Genomic DNA, 18,105 nt, shown 5'->3' with positions numbered 1-18,105 from the left:
TGCCAGGCCTGCAAAGGACATCCCCTCTTCACAACCCAAAACAACAACGCCGCGCTGAAACCTCAGCGCGGCGTTGTCGTTTGTCCTGATGCGGTCGTTCGCGCGGCGACATGCTGCCGGGGTCGAAGCTCGAGCCCCGCCGAGATCTCGAGGCCAGCGTCCGCCGGCGATGACTCGCGGCGCGACCGAGGGCAGGCTGCGATGCTAGGATGACCACGCCGCATCGGTTCGCCTGTGCGGCCAACGTGATTGAATTGATCGAACGCGGTTGAATCGATCGAGAGGCGCGGATGGAAACGACCTCGGCAGCGCAGTCGCATCGCCTGAGCGCAATTGCGAGCTTTCATGCCCACATCTATTTCGATGATGCCACTCGAGCCGAAGCGGCACAGCTGCGGCAGTGGATGGCCGACCGCTTCCTCGTGACGCTCGGGCGTTGGCATGACGCGCTGGTCGGGCCTCACGAGCGGCCGATGTATCAAGTTGCCTTCGCGGTCGACGTGTTTCCAGCGCTGGTGCCATGGCTGATGCTCAATCATGGCCGCCTCAGCGTGCTCGTGCATCCGAATACGACGGAGCCGTTGGCCGATCACACCGCGCACGCGTTGTGGATCGGACCGCCGCTCGGCATCCGCGGTGAGAATCTTCCTTCGCACGGCGAGGCAGAGCTGCCGCGCGAACCGAACACCACGCCGACGATCGCCGCCTGAGCTCGCGTGCCCACTGGTGACCGCTCCGTCTCGGCACGCTCGGAGCCTTCAGACTTGCCGGACTACAGCGTGCGCGCGAGATCGAACGCGCGGAGAATGACCTCGGCGGCATCGATGTCGAAATTGCTCGGGCCGAGCAGGCGCGGCGCCAGCGGGCGGCGGCCGGGCAGGGCATGTCCGCCACCTTCGACGCGATACAGCGACACGCCGCCGATCACCTGACAATCGCGCCAGCTGAGTTGCGTGACGGAGGTGTCGCCGGCGAGATCCCGATGCGGCAGCGCCACGGCCTGGCGTGCGCTGCAACCGTCGCGCCGCGCAAAGAACTCCGCCGTCTTTTCAGCGCTCCACACCCGGCCGCGCCCGCCGCGCAGCCCGACCTCGCCGCCGCGATAGGGCACCATGGGATCAGCCGTGCCGTTGATCATCACCACCGGCACCGGCCGCGCGGGGCAGGGCTCGATGCCTTCAGGCATGTTGGCGATCACCGTGCCGATGCCGGCAAACAGCTCCGGCGCCTTGCAGGCCAGGGTGAAGCTCATCATGCCGCCATTCGAGATGCCGGCGAGATAGATGCGCCGGGAATCGGCCGTGCCGTCGGCGACGAGCTGCCGGACCAAGTTGCGGATGAAGCCGACATCATCGGGACCGCCGGAGCGGCCGTCGCGGCCGTCATTCCATTGCCGGTCGACGCCGTCGGGAAAGACCGCGGCGAAGCCATGGGCTCTCGCGGCTTCGGCAAAGCCTGTCGTGCGGGCGGTGCCGGCGCCGCTGCCGAGCGCGCCATGGAGCACGATCACGGTCGGCTGTGGCGTCCTGCCCGTGGTCATCACCAGCGCATGACGCGGACCGTCGCTTGTATCGAGGATGATGCCGCGCTCGGCGGCGAGCGCCGTGGTCGACACGAGCAGAGCGGCCGCCATGGCGGCCATGAATGATCGGCGATGTGACATCATGAGCATCCTTCTCGGCTGGCGGGGGACTCCCCTTGGTGGAGCTTCTCTCCGGGCGCAGCGATCAGCACGCGCAGCCGCATCGCCCAGCTCCGGGCTGCCGCGAGATCGCGGGCGATCGCAAGCCATTCGCCAAATGCGATCCGCAACGGATTGACGCTCGGCGCAACGCCGACGAGGCCGTAGCGCAAGGTCTCGCCGGCCGGGGCCTCGGCGAAACTACCGAACAGCCGGTCGAAAATGATGAGCATGCCGCCATAATTGCGATCGAGACAGGACGCGTTGGCCGCGTGGTGAACGCGGTGATGTCGCGGCGTGTTCAGCACATATTCGAGCGGACCGAGACGCGGTGCGAGCTCGGTATGGATGAAGAATTGGTAGAGCAGATTGACGCCGAGCATGGCGATGATCGCGAGCGGATGGAAGCCGAGCAGCGCCAGCGGCAGATAGAACAGAAAATGTCCGGAGATCTCGCTTGTCCAGCCGAGACGAATGGCCGCCGTCAGGTTCAGATGCGTCGAAGAGTGATGCACGGCATGCGTGGCCCACAGCCAGCGAACCCGATGCGAGGCGCGATGGTGCCAATAATAGACGAACTCACTGGCGAGAAACAATGCGAGCAGGGCCAGCGGCCGGCTCGGATCGAAATCGAACATCCTGTGGCGATAGGCGATGATGAAGGGAACGGCTGCGACGAGCGCGACCATTGCGCGGATGAGGTGCTGTCCGACCGCGATGGCGAACGAGGCCGCGGTCTCGCGCAGGTCGTGAGTCTCGCGACCGGCGAGCCGGCCGAGCCCATATTCCAGCGTCATGAAGCCGACCGCCGTCAGCAGCACGATCATGCGGGTCGATGGGGGCAGGGAAGGGAGGATGGGCATGGCGCGTGTCCGGCGTCATCGGATGGAGACGGCGCGCCGGTCCGCTCCGGAACAGCAAGCGGACCGGCGATGTCAATTGCTTCGGGAGGACCACGGCCAGCGGCGCCGCGGCGTCCGTTCAGCGCGTGACGGTGCGGCTGTAGCTGTAGGAATTGCCGCGCGGTCCCGTGCCCTGGCCCTGCCGGGTGCAGCTGCCGTCGCTGCAGCTCGCGGAGCCAGAGCGCGACCAGCTGCGGCCGGCGGGACCCGTGCCGCCACCCTGCCAGGCGCAGGCACCCCCGGAGCAACTACCGGAGCCGCCAAATGAGGTGGTGCCGCGCGGTCCGGTGACCGAGCCGCTGCGGGTCCAGGCATTCGCGTCGACCGCTGCTGCCGCCGAAAGGACTGCCACGAGCAGAAATGTCGCGATGGATGTCTTCACGTCAGTCTCCCAATTCGTTCGCGCGGGCGATCGTGTCGCCTGCAGAGGGATACTGCGCGTTCGATGTCGCGGCCGGATGCACCGCCGGTGTCGTTTGGTCGCGGCGATTGGCTGGATTGTCACGGCTTGTCACACGACGGCCGTCCGATGCCGCAACCTCGAGCGGGGCGGACTCCGGCCCGCCGCTCCCGTTCAGGCCGCTACCGGCCCGCCGTTGCGCTTCACCACCGGGTCTTTGTCGCCGTGTTGACGTTGATCACCGCGGTGGCCGTGTTGGACGTCGTCGTCGCCGTGTTGTTGATCAGGGTCAGAAGCTTGTAGTAGTCGACCACCTTGGCATTGGCGACGTACATCACGTCCTTGCTGCGCATCTGGAAGCCCGAAGCCAGCAGCATGCCGGAGGGATCGCGCAGGTTGACGTGGTAGATGGTCGGAATGCGGTCGTAGATGAAGCGGCTGGTATCGATGCCGAGCTTCTGCAGTAGCGGGCGCTCCTCGTAGCGATAGAGGAAGACCTCGGCGGGATCCGATTGCTGGTCGTTCAGGCCGCCCGCCTTGCCGATCGCCTGGGCCAGCGTCAGCGTCTCCGTATCGAACGCAATCTCGGAATTGAAGCCGAAGACGTTCTGGTTGAGGGCGCCGAGGGCCGTAAACGTCGGGGATTCCCGCGTGATGTAGATGACGTCGTTCGGGCGGATGAAGATGTTCTCGCGCGGATCCTGCACCACGCGGCTGAGCAGCACGCGCACGCGCTTGCCGTCCCGCTGCAGGGTCACGTAGCTTTCGATCGCCTCGTGCCTCGGGCCGCCCGCACGCGCGATCACCGCCAGCAGGCGTTCACCCACGCTGTTGAGGGCCAGCACGCCCGGCGTGTTGACGTCGCCGAGCACGCTGACCACGCTGGAATGCTGCTGGTTCAGGCTGACCACGACCTGCGGCTCGAGGGCGCGCTTCTGCAGCCGGAGGACGATCTCCTGCTCGATCTGCGGCAGCGTCCGGCCGGCGGCGGCGATCTCGCCCGCATAGGGAACGCGGATATTGCCTTGCTGGTCCACCGCCTGCGCCGGCAGATCCACGAAGTTGCCAGGTCGGGCGCCGGCGGCCGTGGCCGGCGTGAACAGCCCGCCTGGGGCGGCTTCGAAAATGGACACGTTCAGCACGTCACCGATGCCGGCGAGCTGCACCGGCTTCGGCCGCTTGTCGGGAAACACGCCCTGGAACGTGACCATGTTGGGCTGCGACAGGAAGCCGATCGTCTCGGGGCTGACGTCGACCAGCGCATAGGGGAGCGCCGTATTCGACCGCACGCTGGCCGTGGCATTGTCGCTCACTGCGTCGCTGGTCGGCCCCGTCCCGGGAAGCAGGGAGCAGGCTGGCAGAAGCGCCAGGATCGCCAGAGTTAAGAGCGCGCGCGAGCCACGGCGAAGGCCACGAAAGCCCTTCGGGCCCGCTGCGCTCTTGCGCACAGCAGCCCCGCCACCGGTCGACCCGGGCGGCTTGATCAAGGCTTTCAAACGCTTCCCCAAATACAGCAAAAATACGTTCCCCACGCTGCTCCCTCACCAAGAAGGGAGAACGTCCCACTTGTTTCAACCTACCCGGCGGCCATACCGGACGAAAGCGCACCGCCATTCCGGTTGGTCCGCTTTTGCCCGGCCGTGCCAATTAGGCCACAGTCTGACATTACCATATTACCACTCAAGGCTGTCGACGCCGCCGGAGGGTCCCATGGTGGAGGGATGATCCATTCGACCTAACAGAACCCGAGCAATTTTAAGCACAAAGCCGTTGCGCAACGGTTAGCCTGAGTCGCTTCGCTCGAGCAGGCGCGACGACATCGCAGTCCGCGCAGCGCGTCGGTGAGCCGAGGCAGCCGGACAGCCGAGGGAGGCGAACCCGCGCCGCCCAGGCGCCTCTGTAATCGGCGAGATTCGAAGGCCGTGCGGGCGGCGGGACCGCATGCGGGCGGCCGGTTGTCCTAGGCCGCCGATCAAGTCTATGCTGCTGCGCCAGCCTTTGAGGCTGTTTGCAACGGAGCACGCAATTGTCGAACGTGATCAGGATCGCCGCAGGCGCTTTCGCGATCGCCCTCACGGGCCTATCCGATCCCGCGTCGGCGCGCGGCCTCTATCCGCTGACGGAGTGCGGGCCGGATCTCAGCCGACTCTGCCGGCTGCACGGGGCATTCGAGGCCACTCCGTTTCATTACAATCTCGCGCTTCATCCCGGATGCATTCGGCGCGTCGCCGTCGAGACGCCCCGGGGCGTGCTGTACCGCCGCGCGCTGGTGTGCGGGGCGCCGGCGCGGCCCATGTTGTGGTAACCTGGGCCCCTTCCTCGACGTCTCCGAACGGCGCTGGACGCTCCGCTCGGCCGAGTCATGGTCAATCTCGGCGCAAGATGGCGGCCGCGATGGCCGATAAGGGCGGTGCTCGGCCGGTCCCGCCGCGTTCGGGGAGCGTCGATCATCGCGCAGACGATTAAATGGGCAGCTCCGCACCGTATTCTTACGTAATCTAGAATTAAATTAATTGTGTAGAGACGATTCTGCACGGTCGGAGACATAAAAGGGTAGACTGAACAAACTAAAGCTTCAATTGTACCGGACGAAAGGTACCTAAAAATACCTTTCTGGCAATGCGGTAGCATTTTACTGCAAACCGCAGCGAGCGCTAGAAGTATTTAATGTCTTGATGTCAAATGGTAAATTAACTTGTCGCGAGTGGTTAATTTAATGCCGAAAATCGAATTCGTGCATCGTTGCGATGACGGTTCGGCGGCATTCGGCGAAGAAGCCCTCGAAACTCGCCAACGAGTGGGGTCCGTCCTTGTGTGACGAGCTTGGTGCCGCGTTGATTGAGGATATTGAGATGGGTGGCGGCGGTAGCGCTTTGAAGGCCGTCCTGAAATCGCTGAATAAAATACGCCTTGCCAAATTACGTTTCGGCCGGCCAACGTCGGGCCGTTCGCAGCAATCCGCGCTGCGGTCGCAGATCGAGCTTTGTGATGCCTTGCTCGATGAGATCCAATCCATCAGCAGCAGCCTCGGCAAACGCGCGAAGAAGTCCACGGCTTCCAGGCGTCGCCCGATGGCCACGCGGCACGGCCGCGGGACGGCGCACTTGATTCCGCCCCGGCCGGCGGTGCCGGGTCGAACCAGGCAGCAGAAATAATCGCATCGGAATTTGATCGCCGCGCCGGCCGGCCGTCATGGCCGCGCCGGTTGCCGGCGCGAGGCGACAGCCGCTCGGCATTGACCCCTGATGACGCATCAGGTCGCCCAGTGCGGCTGTCGGTGGCGCTCGACGGCCGGATGTCATCTGGACGTTCTTCAGCCGTCGTGTCCCGCAAGACGGCGCTCCGAGACGGGCCGGAAACCATATCGCGGCGAACCATGCGATGCTGCCGCTTCACCTGGCGCACGGGCCTCTGACGTAGCCCCCACGAGCGATGACTTTGGACAACGGGTGCCGGGATCGGCCGCCGGGTGTCCGCAGCCGTCCTCAACCTCACGGCCGATCGCAGCGGCAGTTAGTTCCGCTGCCGATGGTGTGCCCGTCTGACGCCGCGCGCCCCCCGGATGCTGTCGGCGCGACGTGAGCGAGTCTGATTCGCGCGAACGCTCCTGAAGGGTTCAATATTTGGGGAAGGCGTTTGATTCGCCGGAACAATGTCGGCGGCTTTGCGGCATATTCACGATGGCGTGCTCAATTAAACTCGCTCGCGACATTTTGTGCGCATGCAAAAATATCTCGGTCCGGGTTATCAGGGTGCTCGCTCGAATAGGTTGTAAGTCCGCCGCGGCAGCTTTGAAAACCATGGCGTGGGGAGAATATCAGCTATCAAATACGCGCAAGTTCGATCATCGAAACTACGTCACTTTGACGCGGTCTTGCCGTAATATGCTGCGAATTCGTCGCAGAATCGTGTTGATTCGGCGACTTCTTCCGGTGTGCAGACGAATGCTGCCGCAATCTCGAAGGCGGCGCGACATCGTTTCGGAAACGGGGTTGCAGGTTGCACTTTATTTGAGTTACAACCATTTGGCTTGGCCGGGGTGGTATAACTCAAATATTCAGTTTTTCCGACCACGAGCCACTTGCGGAACGAAATACCGAATTATATGACGTTAATCCGGCAGGATAGAGATCACAGACAAAGGTCGCTGTATGTCCACCAAGAAGATCGATTTCGAGGCGATGTCCTTCGATGACCTCTGGTCTCTCCACGAGCAGATCAGTCAGATCCTCGCCGTGAGGATCACGTCGGAGAAGCGCGAGCTCGAACGTCGACTGGCGGTTCTCAACCGCAGCCGCGGTGCCATCGAAGGTGCCGGCAGCGAGAGTGGGCAGTCCTACACCACGAGCGGCAAGGCGCGGCGCAAATATCCCCGCGTGCTGCCGAAGTATCGCAATCCGCAGACCTCCGAGACCTGGTCCGGCCGAGGCAAGCAGCCGCGTTGGCTGGTGGCGGCGATCAAGACCGGGCATCGGATCGAGGAGTTTGCGATCAATGGGGCTGCCGCTTCGAAAAGTCGCCGTCAGCGCGCCTGATCGAGGTAGCTTCAGTCAGGCCCGTTCAGAGTTTGAGCGACGTGCCGCGTCGATGCGGCACCTGATTCGCACTGTCTGCATTGGGGAGCGACATGTGAGCGGTCTGACGCCCATGTTGCGATCCGCCGGCCAAAACCCTGAAATCGGTCCGATCTGCCCGCACGGCTCCGCCGATGGGCTCGCGATCATCATCCGTTGCGAATGCGCCTAATAGGCATTGTTGCCGCGGATCAGCTCGATCGGCGTCCTCAGCAGGATCGCGATGTCGAGCGACAGGCTCCAATTGTCGATGTACCAGAGATCGAATTCGACGCGCTGTTCGATCGACGCACGCGTGGGCGTCGGGCCGCGGCAGCCATGCACCTGCGCCCAGCCGGTCAGTCCGGGCTTGACGCGGCGACGGAACGCGTAGTTGCGCACGAGCTTGTCGAATTCGTTGTCGTGCGCCAATGCGTGGGGGCGGGGACCGACCAGGGACATGCTGCCGTCCAGGACGTTGAGCAGCTGCGGCAGCTCATCGATGCTGGTCCGGCGCAGCCAGGTCCCGAGCCGGGTGAACCGGCTGTCGCCGATCTGGGCCTGGACGATCGAAGGCCCGTCCTCGAGAACGGACATCGTGCGAAACTTGTAGATCTGAAAAGATCGGCCGTTGAATCCACAGCGCTGCTGCCGGAACAGCACTGGCCCGGCCGAGTCGAGCTTGATGGCGATCGCCACCAGCAGCAGCAGCGGCGACATCAATGCCAGCGCGATGCCCGCCAGCATGACATCCATGAGCCGCTTGGTGGCGTGTTCGAGCGGGCTCAGCAGGCCGCGCTGCAGCTCGATGCAGACCGCATTGCCGAGCTCGCGGCACGGCCGCTTGAAGAGGTCCGACGCCGTTCCGAGCGGCACGAAACTCACTGGAAACGGCAGGACTCTCAGCTCGGCGCCGAGCGTGCGCAGGTCGGACAAGGGTTCGGGATTGGCGCCGACGACGATCTCTTCGATGTCGGAGCCGCGCACATAGTCGATCACGCTGGAGACGATCCGCTGTCGCTGATCCGGATCCGCGTCGGGCTCGGGAAGCAGGAAGTGTCGCTGGACGCGAAAGCCGGTGTCGGTGAGCACCTGGGTCAGTCCGGGGTTGTCCTTGCTGGCTTCATCGGTGATCAGAACGATGTTGCGGCCCGAAAACCGTCTCTCCGCCAGCCCCTTTGCCAGCAGATAGGCGGTGGTCCGGCGATGCAGGATCAGCGCCGCGAGCCCGAGCATCGCGAATACGATGCTGCTGCCGCGTGAGAATTCGCTCCCGATCTTGAGCGCGAACAGCGCGCCGGCCAACACGAGGAACGCCGTGACCCAGGTCAGGCAGGCCGCGCGGATCTGGCGCGGCAGGATCAGCAGCTCGGCCGGCCGGTACATCCCGCGGATCTTCATCAGCGAGACGAACAGTGCCGACACGAGGATCGCCAGGCCGAGCGATTTACTGACGTCGTTGGCGCCCGCCGCATCCTGCAGGTGATACAGAAACCCGGACAGGACGCTCGACATGGTGATCGTTGCGATGTCCGCCACGATCGCGAAGGGCTCCACCGAGTCGTAGTGGACGGGCCATTTGCGCCCTTGGAATTGCCGTTCCACGAGGACGGTCGGCATTCCGTTTCGGTCGAGAGTCTCGGGCTGATCCACGTAATGCATGGGATGTCGGTGTTCGAAACTCGGTTAAATAGCGGTTAGCCGTCATTATATGTTTTGGTATTTAATTTAAACAGTTAAAAATTGCCATTGGGATTTATTCGCGCTGCCGGATTATCTCCCGATACCGCGGATCATCTCCCGATACCGCGACGAGGCCGATGACACCGGAATGGCGGTTCTTGAAGCGCGGAAACGATGCCGAGCGCGCGCCCTCCAGGCGGTCCCGGCAAATGCCGGTGTGGCGGATTAATGTTCGTGCGGCGGATATTTCAATGCCGGACGCCAAGAACGGCATTTAAAAATAAATATAATTGGATTATTAATCCGGAGCCGGGCGCCCGCGACGCGGGTGACGTCCGCAGCAGACCGAATGCAGGGGAGGTTTTCCTCGCGCAGTCGGGAGGGCGAAACGAGGGCACGGCGAGCCGTCTCCGAGGCCGGCCGGCGAGATTGGAAGATAATGATGCTCATTTCAACGATCGAGAACCCGAAGGACGTCGCGCCATGAAGGTCGTATTGTTCTGTGGAGGACTCGGGACGCGGATCCGGGAATATTCCGACAGCATTCCGAAGCCGATGATCCCGATCGGCCATCAGCCGATCCTCTGGCATGTCATGCAGTATTACAGCCAGTACGGGCACCGGGATTTCGTTCTGTGCCTGGGCTACAAGGCCAATGTGGTGAAGGAGTATTTCCTGAACTACAATCAGGCGTCCACCACCGACTGTACGATCTCGCAGTTCGGCAGGAAGGTCGAGCTGCTGGGCGATCGCCCACCGGATTGGCGGGTCTCGCTGGTGGACACCGGCATCTGGCGCAACATCGGCCAGCGACTGCGGGCCGTCCGGCACATGGTCGAGGGCGAGGAGATCTTTCTCGCCAACTACAGCGACGGCCTGACGGACGCGCCGCTGCCGGAGATGATCGATCGTTTCAAGCGCAGCGGGAAGATCGGCTGCTTCATCGCCATCCATCCGCCGATCAGCTTCCACCTCGCCGAATTCGACGCCGACGGCACCGTGGGCCGCATGGCGGCGAGCAATGATTCCAACATCTGGATCAACGGCGGCTACTTCATCTTCCGCAAGGAGATCTTCGACTATATCGAGGAGGGGGATGAGCTGGTCGTGCAGCCGTTCAAGCGGCTGATCGACCGCGGCGAGCTGATGGCCTACCGCTACGAAGGGTTCTGGCGGGCCATGGACACGCTCCGCGACCGCCAGGTGCTCGAGGAGATGATCGAGCGCGGCGACACGCCTTGGCATCTCGGCTCCAGCCTTCCGGCTGTGGTGAACGGATGAGGGCGCTGCAGCTCGCCGGTCGCGGCGACCGGCTGTCGGTCCTGTGCCTCGGTGCGCATTCCGACGACATCGAGATCGGCGCCGGAGGCACGCTGCTGTCCTGGCTCGACCAGGGCATCCGCCTGGATGTTCATTGGTGCGTGCTCAGCGGCAATGGCGAGCGCGGCGTCGAGGCGCGGGCGTCTGCCGACGATTTCCTCGCCGAGGCCGCCGGCCGCAATCTCGAGATCATGCAGTTCCGCGACGGCTTCTTCCCCGAGCAGGGCGAGGAGATCAAGGCCTGGTTCGAGCAGCTCAAGGGCCGCATCAATCCCGACGTCATCCTCGCCCACCGCCGCGACGACGCCCATCAGGACCATCGGCAGGTCAACCGCCTGGTCTGGAACACGTTCCGCGATCATCTCGTCCTGGAGTACGAGATTCCGAAATGGGATGGCGATCTCGGACGGCCCAATGTCTACATGCCCGTCTCCGAGCGGATCATGAAGCGGAAGGTCGCGCTGCTGATGGCGCATTTCGGCAGCCAGCGCTCCAAGCAATGGTTCGACCCGGAAACGTTCATGGGACTGGCGCGACTGCGGGGCATGGAATGCCGCGCCGCCGAGCGCTATGCCGAGGCATTCGTCGCGCGCAAGCTGTCACTGGGGTGAACGGCGGCCGAAGGCGCTCGCCGCGAAGGGCGCATCGATATCCGATCGGCGAGGAGATGATCGGCGCTCGGCCGCGATGCGTCGCTGCGCCCGGCGGTCAGCCGGCCGCCCGTCGGGGAAGTTCGACGATCTCCTCTGCCGGCGGGCGCTCGATTGCGGTGGCCGGCACCTTCTCCAGCCAGACCTCGCGCCACCACGCATAGATGCCGCGTGGGCAGAACAACCGGTTCTCGCTGTAGCGCGACTGGCAATAGACGCCGTCGAGGATGACGGCCGGCGTCTTCATCCGCCGGATGTAGCCGGTGCGTTCGTCGATGAACTTCTCGACCCGCGTTCGCACCCGGAACACCTTGCCGCAATAGGGCACCATCTCGGCGTCGAAGCCCATGCCGCGGTTGTTGGTCTGTTTGTCGATGGTGGCCAGGATGTCCTGGTGCGGTCGCACGCGGACAAGATCACCGGGCTGCAGCCCGAGATCGGCGATCGGCGCGTCCTTGTCCGTCAGGAGATCGCCGCGCTTGCGCGGAAACGGTACGCCGCCCCACAGCGACTGGACGCGGTCGTAGATCCAGCGCGCGGGCCGGCCGAGCCGGGGACGACGCGCCATGGTGGCGCCGACATAGGCGAAGTAGAGGAAGCCCCGGAACATCTTCGCGAGCGAGACATTGCCGGACGCGATGTCCTCGGCGTATTGCCGGGCGTCCCACCATTTGAGCGGCTGGGTGTAGGTCGGCAGCTCGGTCGCCTGGCAGGCGTAGCGCGGGCCCTTTCCCGGCTGCTGGTCCGGCGACTTGGTCGCATCCCACACCGCGCGCACCGTGCAGCCGCCGGGCGGCGGAAGGGGAGCCGCGCGATCCGGGCCGGCCGACGCTGGTTTGGCCGGATCGACCGGGGTGAGCCACGCCTCCTTCCAGAAGATCAGGCAGGCCGCCTGGCAGCCGCCATAGGCCTCGCCGTCGCAGCGATGCTCGAGATGCACCGCGTTGGGGAGGCGCCGTCCGAGCCACTCTCCGGTGTTGTATCCGGTGACCGTGTCGCAGGTCTTGTGGGCGCGCTTGTAGACCTGGAAGCGCTGGCCGCACCATTTGAACATCTGCGGCATGAACGGCAACCCTTCGAGGCGCCCGTTGGCATCGAGCGTCGCCAGGATCTCTTCCTTGCTGCGCACTTCGACCCAGTCGCCAGCGGATAGTGTCATGCTCTGTCTTTCAATGCTTCAATCAATGCGTCATCGAGGCGGGCGGGGCATCCCGCGCGGGATGCCTCATTTGCAGGGATCGAATTAAAGCTGCCGAGGTCTGCGATCAACATTTGTTCCTTTTGCGGCATTATTTAATTGAGCGAATTAATTAAATCAAGAGGGTGCCTGATGCCGCGCCGGCCGGATGATCGCAACATCAGGCGGGTCGGGGTAAATACACGGGTTTTCCCGGAGTTTTGTGCGCCGTGCCGGAGAAATCGGCGGGCGGCGTCGCTTGCCGACGGATTCACTGGACGCTGGCTAGAATATTAAATTATAATCCACTGCAGGATGATTTAAATTCTTGTTTTGGCTTGTGGCATAGAGGGTGCGATTTTGAAGGTACTGATCACCGGAAACATGGGCTATGTGGGTCCGGTCGTCGCGCGGCATCTGCGGGCGCAGCGCCCGGATGCGACGCTGCACGGCTTCGACAACGCCTATTTCGCGCACTGCCTGACCGGAGCGCCGGTTGTTCCGGAGCGATGTCTCGACGAGCAGATCCATGGCGACGTCCGCGACATGTCGCTCGACCTCCGCGGTTATGACGCCGTGGTCCAGTTGGCGGCGATCTCCAACGATCCGATGGGCAATCGCTTCCAGGATGTGACGCTCGACGTCAACCAGAATGCCACCGTATCGCTCGCCAGGAGGGCTGCGGCGGCCGGCGTGAAGAATTTCGTGTTCGCGTCGAGCTGCAGCGTCTACGGCATCGCCGACGGACCGCCGCGCAAGGAGAGCGATCCGCTCAATCCCATCACGGCCTACGCCAAGTCGAAGATCGGATCGGAGCAGGAGCTCGCCGCGATCGACACCGGCATGACCATCACCTGTCTGCGCTTTGCGACGGCCTGCGGCATGTCGGATCGGCTGCGGCTCGACCTCGTCCTCAACGATTTCGTGGCCTGCGCGCTCACCCGTCGCCAGATCAGCGTGCTCTCCGACGGCACCCCGTGGCGTCCTCTGATCGACGTCGCCGACATGGCGCGGGCGATCGACTGGGCCATCGACAGGCCGGCGGCGACGGGCGGCCGTTTCCTCACCGTCAATGCCGGCTCGGACGACCGCAACTACCAGGTCAAGGATCTCGCCAACGCGGTGGCTGCGCGCGTGCCGGGGACCAGCGTGTCGATCAACACCTCCGCGCCGGTGGACAGCCGCTCCTACAAGGTCGATTTCGGCCTGTACCGCTCCCTCGCCCCCGATCATCAGCCGCAGGTCACCCTGGACCAGTCGATCCAGAACCTGGTCGATGGTCTCAAGAGAATGCAGTTCAAGGATGCCGAGTTTCGCTCGTCCGATCTGATCCGTCTCAAGGTCCTGCAGGACCACATGGAGACGGCCAGGATCAACGACAGGTTGCAATGGACGTGATCGCGCCGGGGCGGACGCTTCGCCTCAGCCGGCAAAGACAGTAGTGACGGAGACATCATGGAACTGACCCTTCCCACCGCCGTCGGCGTCGCGCCCAAGTGCCGGCACTGCGGCGACGACCTGACCCTCAAGCTGATCGACCTCGGCGCCTCGCCGGTTGCGAACGACTACATCGATCCGGCCAACTACATGCGCGCGGAGCCGTTCTATCCGCTGGAGACCTTCGTCTGCCGCGAGTGCCGTCTGGCGCAGACACGCGACCTCCTGGCCGCGTCCGAGATCTTCCGCGCCGACTATGCCTATTTCTCCTCGCACTCCACCTCGTGGCTCGAGCACGCGCGGTGCTACGTCGAAGCCATGGCCGATCGCTTCAAGCTCGGTCCGGCCTCGCGGCATGTCGAGATCGCGTCAAATGACGGGTATCTGCTGCAATACTCCCTCCAGAAGGGGATCGACTGCCTCGGCGTCGAACCCTGCGAAAGCGTTGCGCTGGCCGCGCGCGCCAAGGGCATCGAGACCCGGGTCGAGTTCTTCGGCCGCGACTATGCGGCCCGCCTCCGGGAGGAGGGCTGGTCGGCCGATCTCCTCACGGCCAACAACGTGCTCGCGCACGTTCCCGACATCAACGACTTCGTCGGCGGCGTCAAAATCCTGCTGGCCCCCGAGGGCGTCGCGACCTTCGAGGTTCAGCACCTGCTGACCTTGATGCAGCGGCATCAGTTCGACACCATCTATCACGAGCATTTCTCCTATCTGTCGCTGATCGCGGGCCTGCGCATCTTCGCCCAAGCGGGCTTGCGGGTGTTCGACGTCGAGCTCCCGGAAACGCATGGCGGCTCGATCCGGTTCTTCGTCTGCCACGCGGGCGCCGCTCATGCGGAGAGCCCGAACGTCGCCGATGTTCTGGCACGAGAGCGGGCCTATGGGCTGCATGACGACGCGATCTACATGGCCTGGAACGAGCAGGTCAAAGAGACGAAGCGGGCGCTGCTCGAGCTGCTGACGGCGCTGAAGCGCGACAACAAGAAGATCGTCGGTTACGGAGCCCCGGCGAAGGGCGTGACGCTGCTCAATTATTGCGGGATCCGCACCGATTTTCTCGACTTCACGGTCGATCGCGCCCCGTCCAAGCAGGGCCGCTACATGCCGGGCGTGCGCATTCCGATCCTGCCGCCGGAGGCGATCTTCGAAGCCAGGCCCGACTACGTCCTGATCCTGCCGTGGAACATCAAGAGCGAGATCAAGGCGCAGATGGCGGCCATTCGCGATTGGGGCGGCCGCTTCATCGTGCCGGTCCCCAAGGCCACCATCGAGGAGTAGAGCAAGGCATTGCCGCACGATTGCGCGAAGAGTTTTGAGCCATGAGGTTTGTCCAGCTGGGACGTTCGGATGCGCGGCTGATCGAGCTGACCGTTCGCTCCGACGAGCGCGGCAGCTTCACGCGAACCTGGTGCGCGAAGACCTTTGCGGAGCAGGGCATCGCGTTTGTCCCGGTGCAGGGCAACAGCTCGGTGACCCGACGCCGCGGCACCGTCCGCGGAATGCATTTCCAGCGTGCGCCGAAGCCTGACGCCAAGATCGTCCGCTGCAGCGCCGGCTTGATCCACGACGTCATCGTCGACATCAGGCCGGAGTCTGCGACGCGCGGCGAGGTCTATGCCTGTGAGCTCGGTCCCTCGACGGCGCGGATGCTCTACGTCCCCGCGGGCTTTGCCCATGGATTCCAGACGCTGACCGACGACGTGACGGTCGAGTATCTGATGGGCGAGGATTATGTCGAGGAGCTCTCGGACGGTTTCCGGCACGACGATCCGATGATCGGCATCCGATGGCCGCAGCCGGTGACGGTGTTGTCGGCCAAGGATGCTGCCTGGCCCTCGCTTGCCGAACGGGGGCTGTGGTGAAGCAGCACGGCGGCAGCGAGGTGTCTTGGGGGAGGAATCTGGCGGCTCCGGAGCGGCCCGATCGCCTCTGTCGAGGAGGATCACGGAATGACGAACATTTTCGTTGATGCCATCATGCCCGATGACGAGCGGCGCCAGAAACTGTACGAGGGTGCGCTGTTCCTGTACTCGCCGACGCCTTCGCTCGATGCGCTGGTGGCGTTCGCCAGGGAGCTGATCGAGGAGGCGTTTCATCCTTACGATCCGCGGACGGCGCAATTCGAGCTTCCTGTCGAGCGCTACGTCGAGATTCTCGTCAGGCTGAAGCCATTCTTCATTCATCACGCCCGGTCGAAGGAGCTGGTGCAGGGAGCGCTCCGCGAGCTTGGCTGCGATCCCGAGCTGACCTATTTCGACGTGCCGCGGCTGCGGTCGGCAACGAGCGACGACTATCTCACCACCGGGATCGCATTCGCATTCCACCCTCATCGCGACACCTGGTACTCGGCGCCGCCGTGCCAGCTCAATTGGTGGCTGCCGGTGTATGACATTGCGCCGGACAACGGCCTTGCATTCCACCCGCGCTATTTCGACGAGGCGATCAAGAACGGCTCCAGAAACTATAACTATTACGAGTGGAACCGGACCTCACGCGCATCGGCGGCGCGGCACATCAAGACTGATACACGGGTGCAGCCGAAGCCGGAGCAGGAGATTGCACTGGATCCACAGATCCGGGTGGTCGCGCCGAGCGGCGGCGTCACGATCTTCTCCGGAGCGCATCTGCATTCGTCGGTGCCGAACACCTCGGGCGTGACGCGGTTCAGCATCGATTTCCGCACCGTGCATTTTGCCGACGTCAGCGGCCGGCGCGGCGCCATCAACGTCGATTCGGAGTCGACAGGCACGAGCCTGCGCGACTTCCTGCGGGTGACCGATCTTGCGCGGCTGCCTGAGGAGGTCGTCGCGCCATACGATCAGGTGGAAGCTCCCGCGGAGTATCTGGTCTACCAGCCGACGATCGTGCCGCTGCCGACCGGCGATCTCGCAGCCGATGCCGCCCAGGCGTCGGCCTGAATGATGGTGTAGGGTCGACGCGCCATGTTGGACATCCTCAAATCCACGGCTGGTCCGAGAATGCCGGCGATCGATCTCCACGATCTGGTCGCTGAGCTGTTTCCGATCAATCGCAGCCTCACCGGGGCGGGTGTCCGGCAGACGCTCGGCATTGTCGCGCGTCATGTGGGTCTTACGATTCACGAGGTACCCTCCGGGACGCCCGTCCTGGACTGGCATGTGCCGGCGGAGTGGAACATTCGTCGCGCGACGATCTCGACCCTGTCGGGCCGCGTTCTCGTCGACTTCGCCGACAACAATCTGCACGTGATGGGCTACAGCAAGCCGGTCCAGGCGGTGCTCAGCCGTGCCGAGCTTGCCAAGCACGTCCATAGCTTGCCGGATCAGCCTGATCTCATTCCATACCGGACCGGCTACTATGCCGACGATTGGGGCTTCTGCCTGCCGGACCGTCTGTGGCGGGAAATGACGGAGGACAGCTACCGCGTCGAGATCGACAGCGAGCTCTCGCAGGGATCGTTGACCTATGGCGAATTCTTCGTCCCTGGACGGACGGACAAGGAAGTCCTGATCACCTGTCACATCTGTCACCCGAGTCTCGCCAACGACAATCTCTCAGGGATTGCCGTCATGACGGCGCTGGCGATGCGGCAGGCGCAGCGGACACACCGGCTCGGGTACCGATTTCTGTTCCTGCCGGCAACGATCGGCGCGCTCGCATGGCTCGACCGCAACGAGCGGAATCTCGGCCATGTCGAACACGGCCTCGTCCTCACCTGTCTCGGCGATCCCAGTGGATTTCACTACAAGCAGAGCCGGAGCGGAGCGAGCATCGATCGCGCCGTCGCCCATGTCCTGAAGCACGCCGGCCATCCGCATGAGATTCTGCCATTCAGCCCCTATGGATATGACGAGCGGCAGTTCTGCTCACCGGGATTCGATCTGCCGGTCGGGTGCCTGATGCGCGGCGTGCACGGCACGTTCCCCGAATATCACACCTCGGCCGACAATCTGAATTTCGTCAAGCCGGACTGTCTCGACCAATCCTACGCGGTCATCGAGGAGGTGCTGGATCTGCTCGATCGCGACTGCATCTATGAGCGCGTCGATGGGCGAGGGGAGCCGCAACTGGGACGGCGCGGCCTGTATCGCGCGATTGCCGGCCAGCGCGAGGCAGGCGGTGCGACGCAGATGGACCTCCTGTGGGTCCTCAACCTTGCGGATGGCAAGCATAGCCTGCTCGACATGGCGGTCCGGGCCGACGTTCCGTTCGCGCGCATCGATGCCGCCGCACGGATCGCGCTGGACGCGGGTCTCATCCAAACGCCGGTTTCATCGTCGTGACGTCGCCGCCTTCTCCGCACAGCACCGTGCAAGTGAT

General features: G+C 63.9%; 17 protein-coding genes. 11 read left to right on the top strand and 6 right to left on the bottom strand.

From position 1 onward, the window contains the following. Positions 1 to 290: 290 nt before the first annotated feature. Positions 291 to 710, top strand: coding sequence for a DOPA 4,5-dioxygenase family protein (locus tag QX048_RS33205; protein ID WP_315827751.1), 420 nt, complete (start codon positions 291 to 293; stop codon positions 708 to 710). Positions 711 to 772: 62 nt separating this feature from the next. Here the strand turns inward: QX048_RS33205 and QX048_RS33200 are convergent, their stop codons facing one another. The 4 genes from QX048_RS33200 to QX048_RS33185 all read right to left on the bottom strand — a co-directional run bounded on the left by QX048_RS33200 (position 773) and on the right by QX048_RS33185 (position 4,296). Further along, positions 773 to 1,666 carry an alpha/beta hydrolase family esterase gene (locus QX048_RS33200; protein WP_315827752.1) on the bottom strand — a complete coding sequence of 298 codons (894 nt, stop codon included), beginning with the start codon at positions 1,664 to 1,666 and terminating at the stop codon, positions 773 to 775. Then, entirely contained in the window at positions 1,663 to 2,544 is an 882-nt protein-coding gene (locus QX048_RS33195; RefSeq protein WP_315827753.1) for a sterol desaturase family protein, read from the bottom strand. Before QX048_RS33195 ends, QX048_RS33200 begins: the two co-directional genes overlap by 4 nt. A gap of 118 nt (positions 2,545 to 2,662) precedes the next feature. After that, a complete protein-coding gene (locus QX048_RS33190; RefSeq protein WP_315717381.1) occupies positions 2,663 to 2,965 on the bottom strand; it encodes a hypothetical protein in 303 nt (100 codons plus the stop codon). 221 nt (positions 2,966 to 3,186) lie between these two features. After that, positions 3,187 to 4,296, bottom strand: a complete 1,110-nt coding sequence (locus QX048_RS33185) for a polysaccharide biosynthesis/export family protein (protein WP_315717382.1) — start codon at positions 4,294 to 4,296, stop codon at positions 3,187 to 3,189. A gap of 722 nt (positions 4,297 to 5,018) precedes the next feature. On the opposite strand from QX048_RS33185, the gene QX048_RS33180 reads away from it, so the two are divergent. The 3 genes from QX048_RS33180 (at position 5,019) to QX048_RS33170 (ending at position 7,518) form a co-directional block, all read left to right on the top strand. Then, a complete protein-coding gene (locus QX048_RS33180) occupies positions 5,019 to 5,288 on the top strand; it encodes a hypothetical protein (protein ID WP_315827888.1) in 270 nt (89 codons plus the stop codon). Positions 5,289 to 5,730: 442 nt separating this feature from the next. Beyond that, on the top strand, positions 5,731 to 6,138 hold the full coding sequence (locus tag QX048_RS33175) for a hypothetical protein (protein ID WP_315717384.1): 408 nt from the start codon (positions 5,731 to 5,733) through the stop codon (positions 6,136 to 6,138). Positions 6,139 to 7,134: 996 nt separating this feature from the next. Beyond that, positions 7,135 to 7,518 carry an H-NS histone family protein gene (locus QX048_RS33170; RefSeq protein ID WP_315717385.1) on the top strand — a complete coding sequence of 128 codons (384 nt, stop codon included), beginning with the start codon at positions 7,135 to 7,137 and terminating at the stop codon, positions 7,516 to 7,518. Positions 7,519 to 7,725: 207 nt separating this feature from the next. On the opposite strand, the gene QX048_RS33165 is transcribed toward QX048_RS33170, so the two are convergent. Beyond that, a complete protein-coding gene (locus QX048_RS33165; RefSeq protein WP_315827754.1) occupies positions 7,726 to 9,198 on the bottom strand; it encodes an undecaprenyl-phosphate glucose phosphotransferase in 1,473 nt (490 codons plus the stop codon). A gap of 504 nt (positions 9,199 to 9,702) precedes the next feature. Between QX048_RS33165 and QX048_RS33160 the strand changes: the two genes are divergently transcribed. Beyond that, positions 9,703 to 10,500, top strand: a complete 798-nt coding sequence (locus tag QX048_RS33160; RefSeq protein WP_315717387.1) for a glucose-1-phosphate cytidylyltransferase — start codon at positions 9,703 to 9,705, stop codon at positions 10,498 to 10,500. After that, complete coding sequence (locus tag QX048_RS33155) at positions 10,497 to 11,150, top strand: PIG-L deacetylase family protein (RefSeq protein ID WP_315717389.1); 654 nt, start codon at positions 10,497 to 10,499, stop codon at positions 11,148 to 11,150. The genes QX048_RS33160 and QX048_RS33155 overlap by 4 nt, the downstream gene beginning before the upstream one ends. A 97-nt stretch (positions 11,151 to 11,247) precedes the next feature. On the opposite strand, the gene QX048_RS33150 is transcribed toward QX048_RS33155, so the two are convergent. Next, positions 11,248 to 12,348, bottom strand: a complete 1,101-nt coding sequence (locus QX048_RS33150; protein ID WP_315717390.1) for a hypothetical protein — start codon at positions 12,346 to 12,348, stop codon at positions 11,248 to 11,250. A gap of 378 nt (positions 12,349 to 12,726) precedes the next feature. On the opposite strand from QX048_RS33150, the gene QX048_RS33145 reads away from it, so the two are divergent. The 5 genes from QX048_RS33145 (at position 12,727) to QX048_RS33125 (ending at position 18,068) form a co-directional block, all read left to right on the top strand. After that, positions 12,727 to 13,764 (top strand): SDR family oxidoreductase, encoded by a 1,038-nt coding sequence (locus tag QX048_RS33145; RefSeq protein ID WP_315717391.1) that lies wholly within the window; start codon positions 12,727 to 12,729, stop codon positions 13,762 to 13,764. Positions 13,765 to 13,821: 57 nt separating this feature from the next. Next, positions 13,822 to 15,084: a class I SAM-dependent methyltransferase gene (locus QX048_RS33140; protein WP_315752492.1), complete on the top strand. Its 1,263-nt coding sequence runs from the start codon at positions 13,822 to 13,824 to the stop codon at positions 15,082 to 15,084. A gap of 41 nt (positions 15,085 to 15,125) precedes the next feature. Beyond that, positions 15,126 to 15,668, top strand: coding sequence for a dTDP-4-dehydrorhamnose 3,5-epimerase (locus QX048_RS33135; protein ID WP_315752493.1), 543 nt, complete (start codon positions 15,126 to 15,128; stop codon positions 15,666 to 15,668). An 87-nt stretch (positions 15,669 to 15,755) separates the two neighbouring features. Continuing rightward, the gene (locus QX048_RS33130) at positions 15,756 to 16,724 is read left to right on the top strand and encodes a phytanoyl-CoA dioxygenase family protein (RefSeq protein ID WP_316200836.1); all 969 of its coding nucleotides are present in this window, start codon (positions 15,756 to 15,758) and stop codon (positions 16,722 to 16,724) included. Positions 16,725 to 16,748: 24 nt separating this feature from the next. Further along, positions 16,749 to 18,068 (top strand): DUF4910 domain-containing protein, encoded by a 1,320-nt coding sequence (locus QX048_RS33125; protein ID WP_316200837.1) that lies wholly within the window; start codon positions 16,749 to 16,751, stop codon positions 18,066 to 18,068. Positions 18,069 to 18,105 lie beyond the last annotated feature (37 nt).

Origin of the sequence: Bradyrhizobium sp. SZCCHNS30572, assembly GCF_032484415.1 — a bacterium.
Lineage (GTDB): Bacteria > Pseudomonadota > Alphaproteobacteria > Rhizobiales > Xanthobacteraceae > Bradyrhizobium.
Note: the sequence above shows the minus strand (reverse complement) of the source record. Positions and strands in the feature narration are given on the sequence as shown.

Coding starts and splice junctions, on each gene's coding strand:
- QX048_RS33155 (WP_315717389.1), top strand. CDS start 10,497: ATGAGGGCGCTGCAGCTCGCCGGTCGCGGCGACCGGCTGTCGGTCCTG.
- QX048_RS33125 (WP_316200837.1), top strand. CDS start 16,749: ATGTTGGACATCCTCAAATCCACGGCTGGTCCGAGAATGCCGGCGATC.
- QX048_RS33165 (WP_315827754.1), bottom strand. CDS start 9,198: ATGCATTACGTGGATCAGCCCGAGACTCTCGACCGAAACGGAATGCCG.
- QX048_RS33160 (WP_315717387.1), top strand. CDS start 9,703: ATGAAGGTCGTATTGTTCTGTGGAGGACTCGGGACGCGGATCCGGGAA.
- QX048_RS33175 (WP_315717384.1), top strand. CDS start 5,731: ATGACGGTTCGGCGGCATTCGGCGAAGAAGCCCTCGAAACTCGCCAAC.
- QX048_RS33200 (WP_315827752.1), bottom strand. CDS start 1,666: ATGATGTCACATCGCCGATCATTCATGGCCGCCATGGCGGCCGCTCTG.
- QX048_RS33205 (WP_315827751.1), top strand. CDS start 291: ATGGAAACGACCTCGGCAGCGCAGTCGCATCGCCTGAGCGCAATTGCG.
- QX048_RS33195 (WP_315827753.1), bottom strand. CDS start 2,544: ATGCCCATCCTCCCTTCCCTGCCCCCATCGACCCGCATGATCGTGCTG.
- QX048_RS33130 (WP_316200836.1), top strand. CDS start 15,756: ATGACGAACATTTTCGTTGATGCCATCATGCCCGATGACGAGCGGCGC.
- QX048_RS33135 (WP_315752493.1), top strand. CDS start 15,126: ATGAGGTTTGTCCAGCTGGGACGTTCGGATGCGCGGCTGATCGAGCTG.
- QX048_RS33140 (WP_315752492.1), top strand. CDS start 13,822: ATGGAACTGACCCTTCCCACCGCCGTCGGCGTCGCGCCCAAGTGCCGG.
- QX048_RS33170 (WP_315717385.1), top strand. CDS start 7,135: ATGTCCACCAAGAAGATCGATTTCGAGGCGATGTCCTTCGATGACCTC.
- QX048_RS33150 (WP_315717390.1), bottom strand. CDS start 12,348: ATGACACTATCCGCTGGCGACTGGGTCGAAGTGCGCAGCAAGGAAGAG.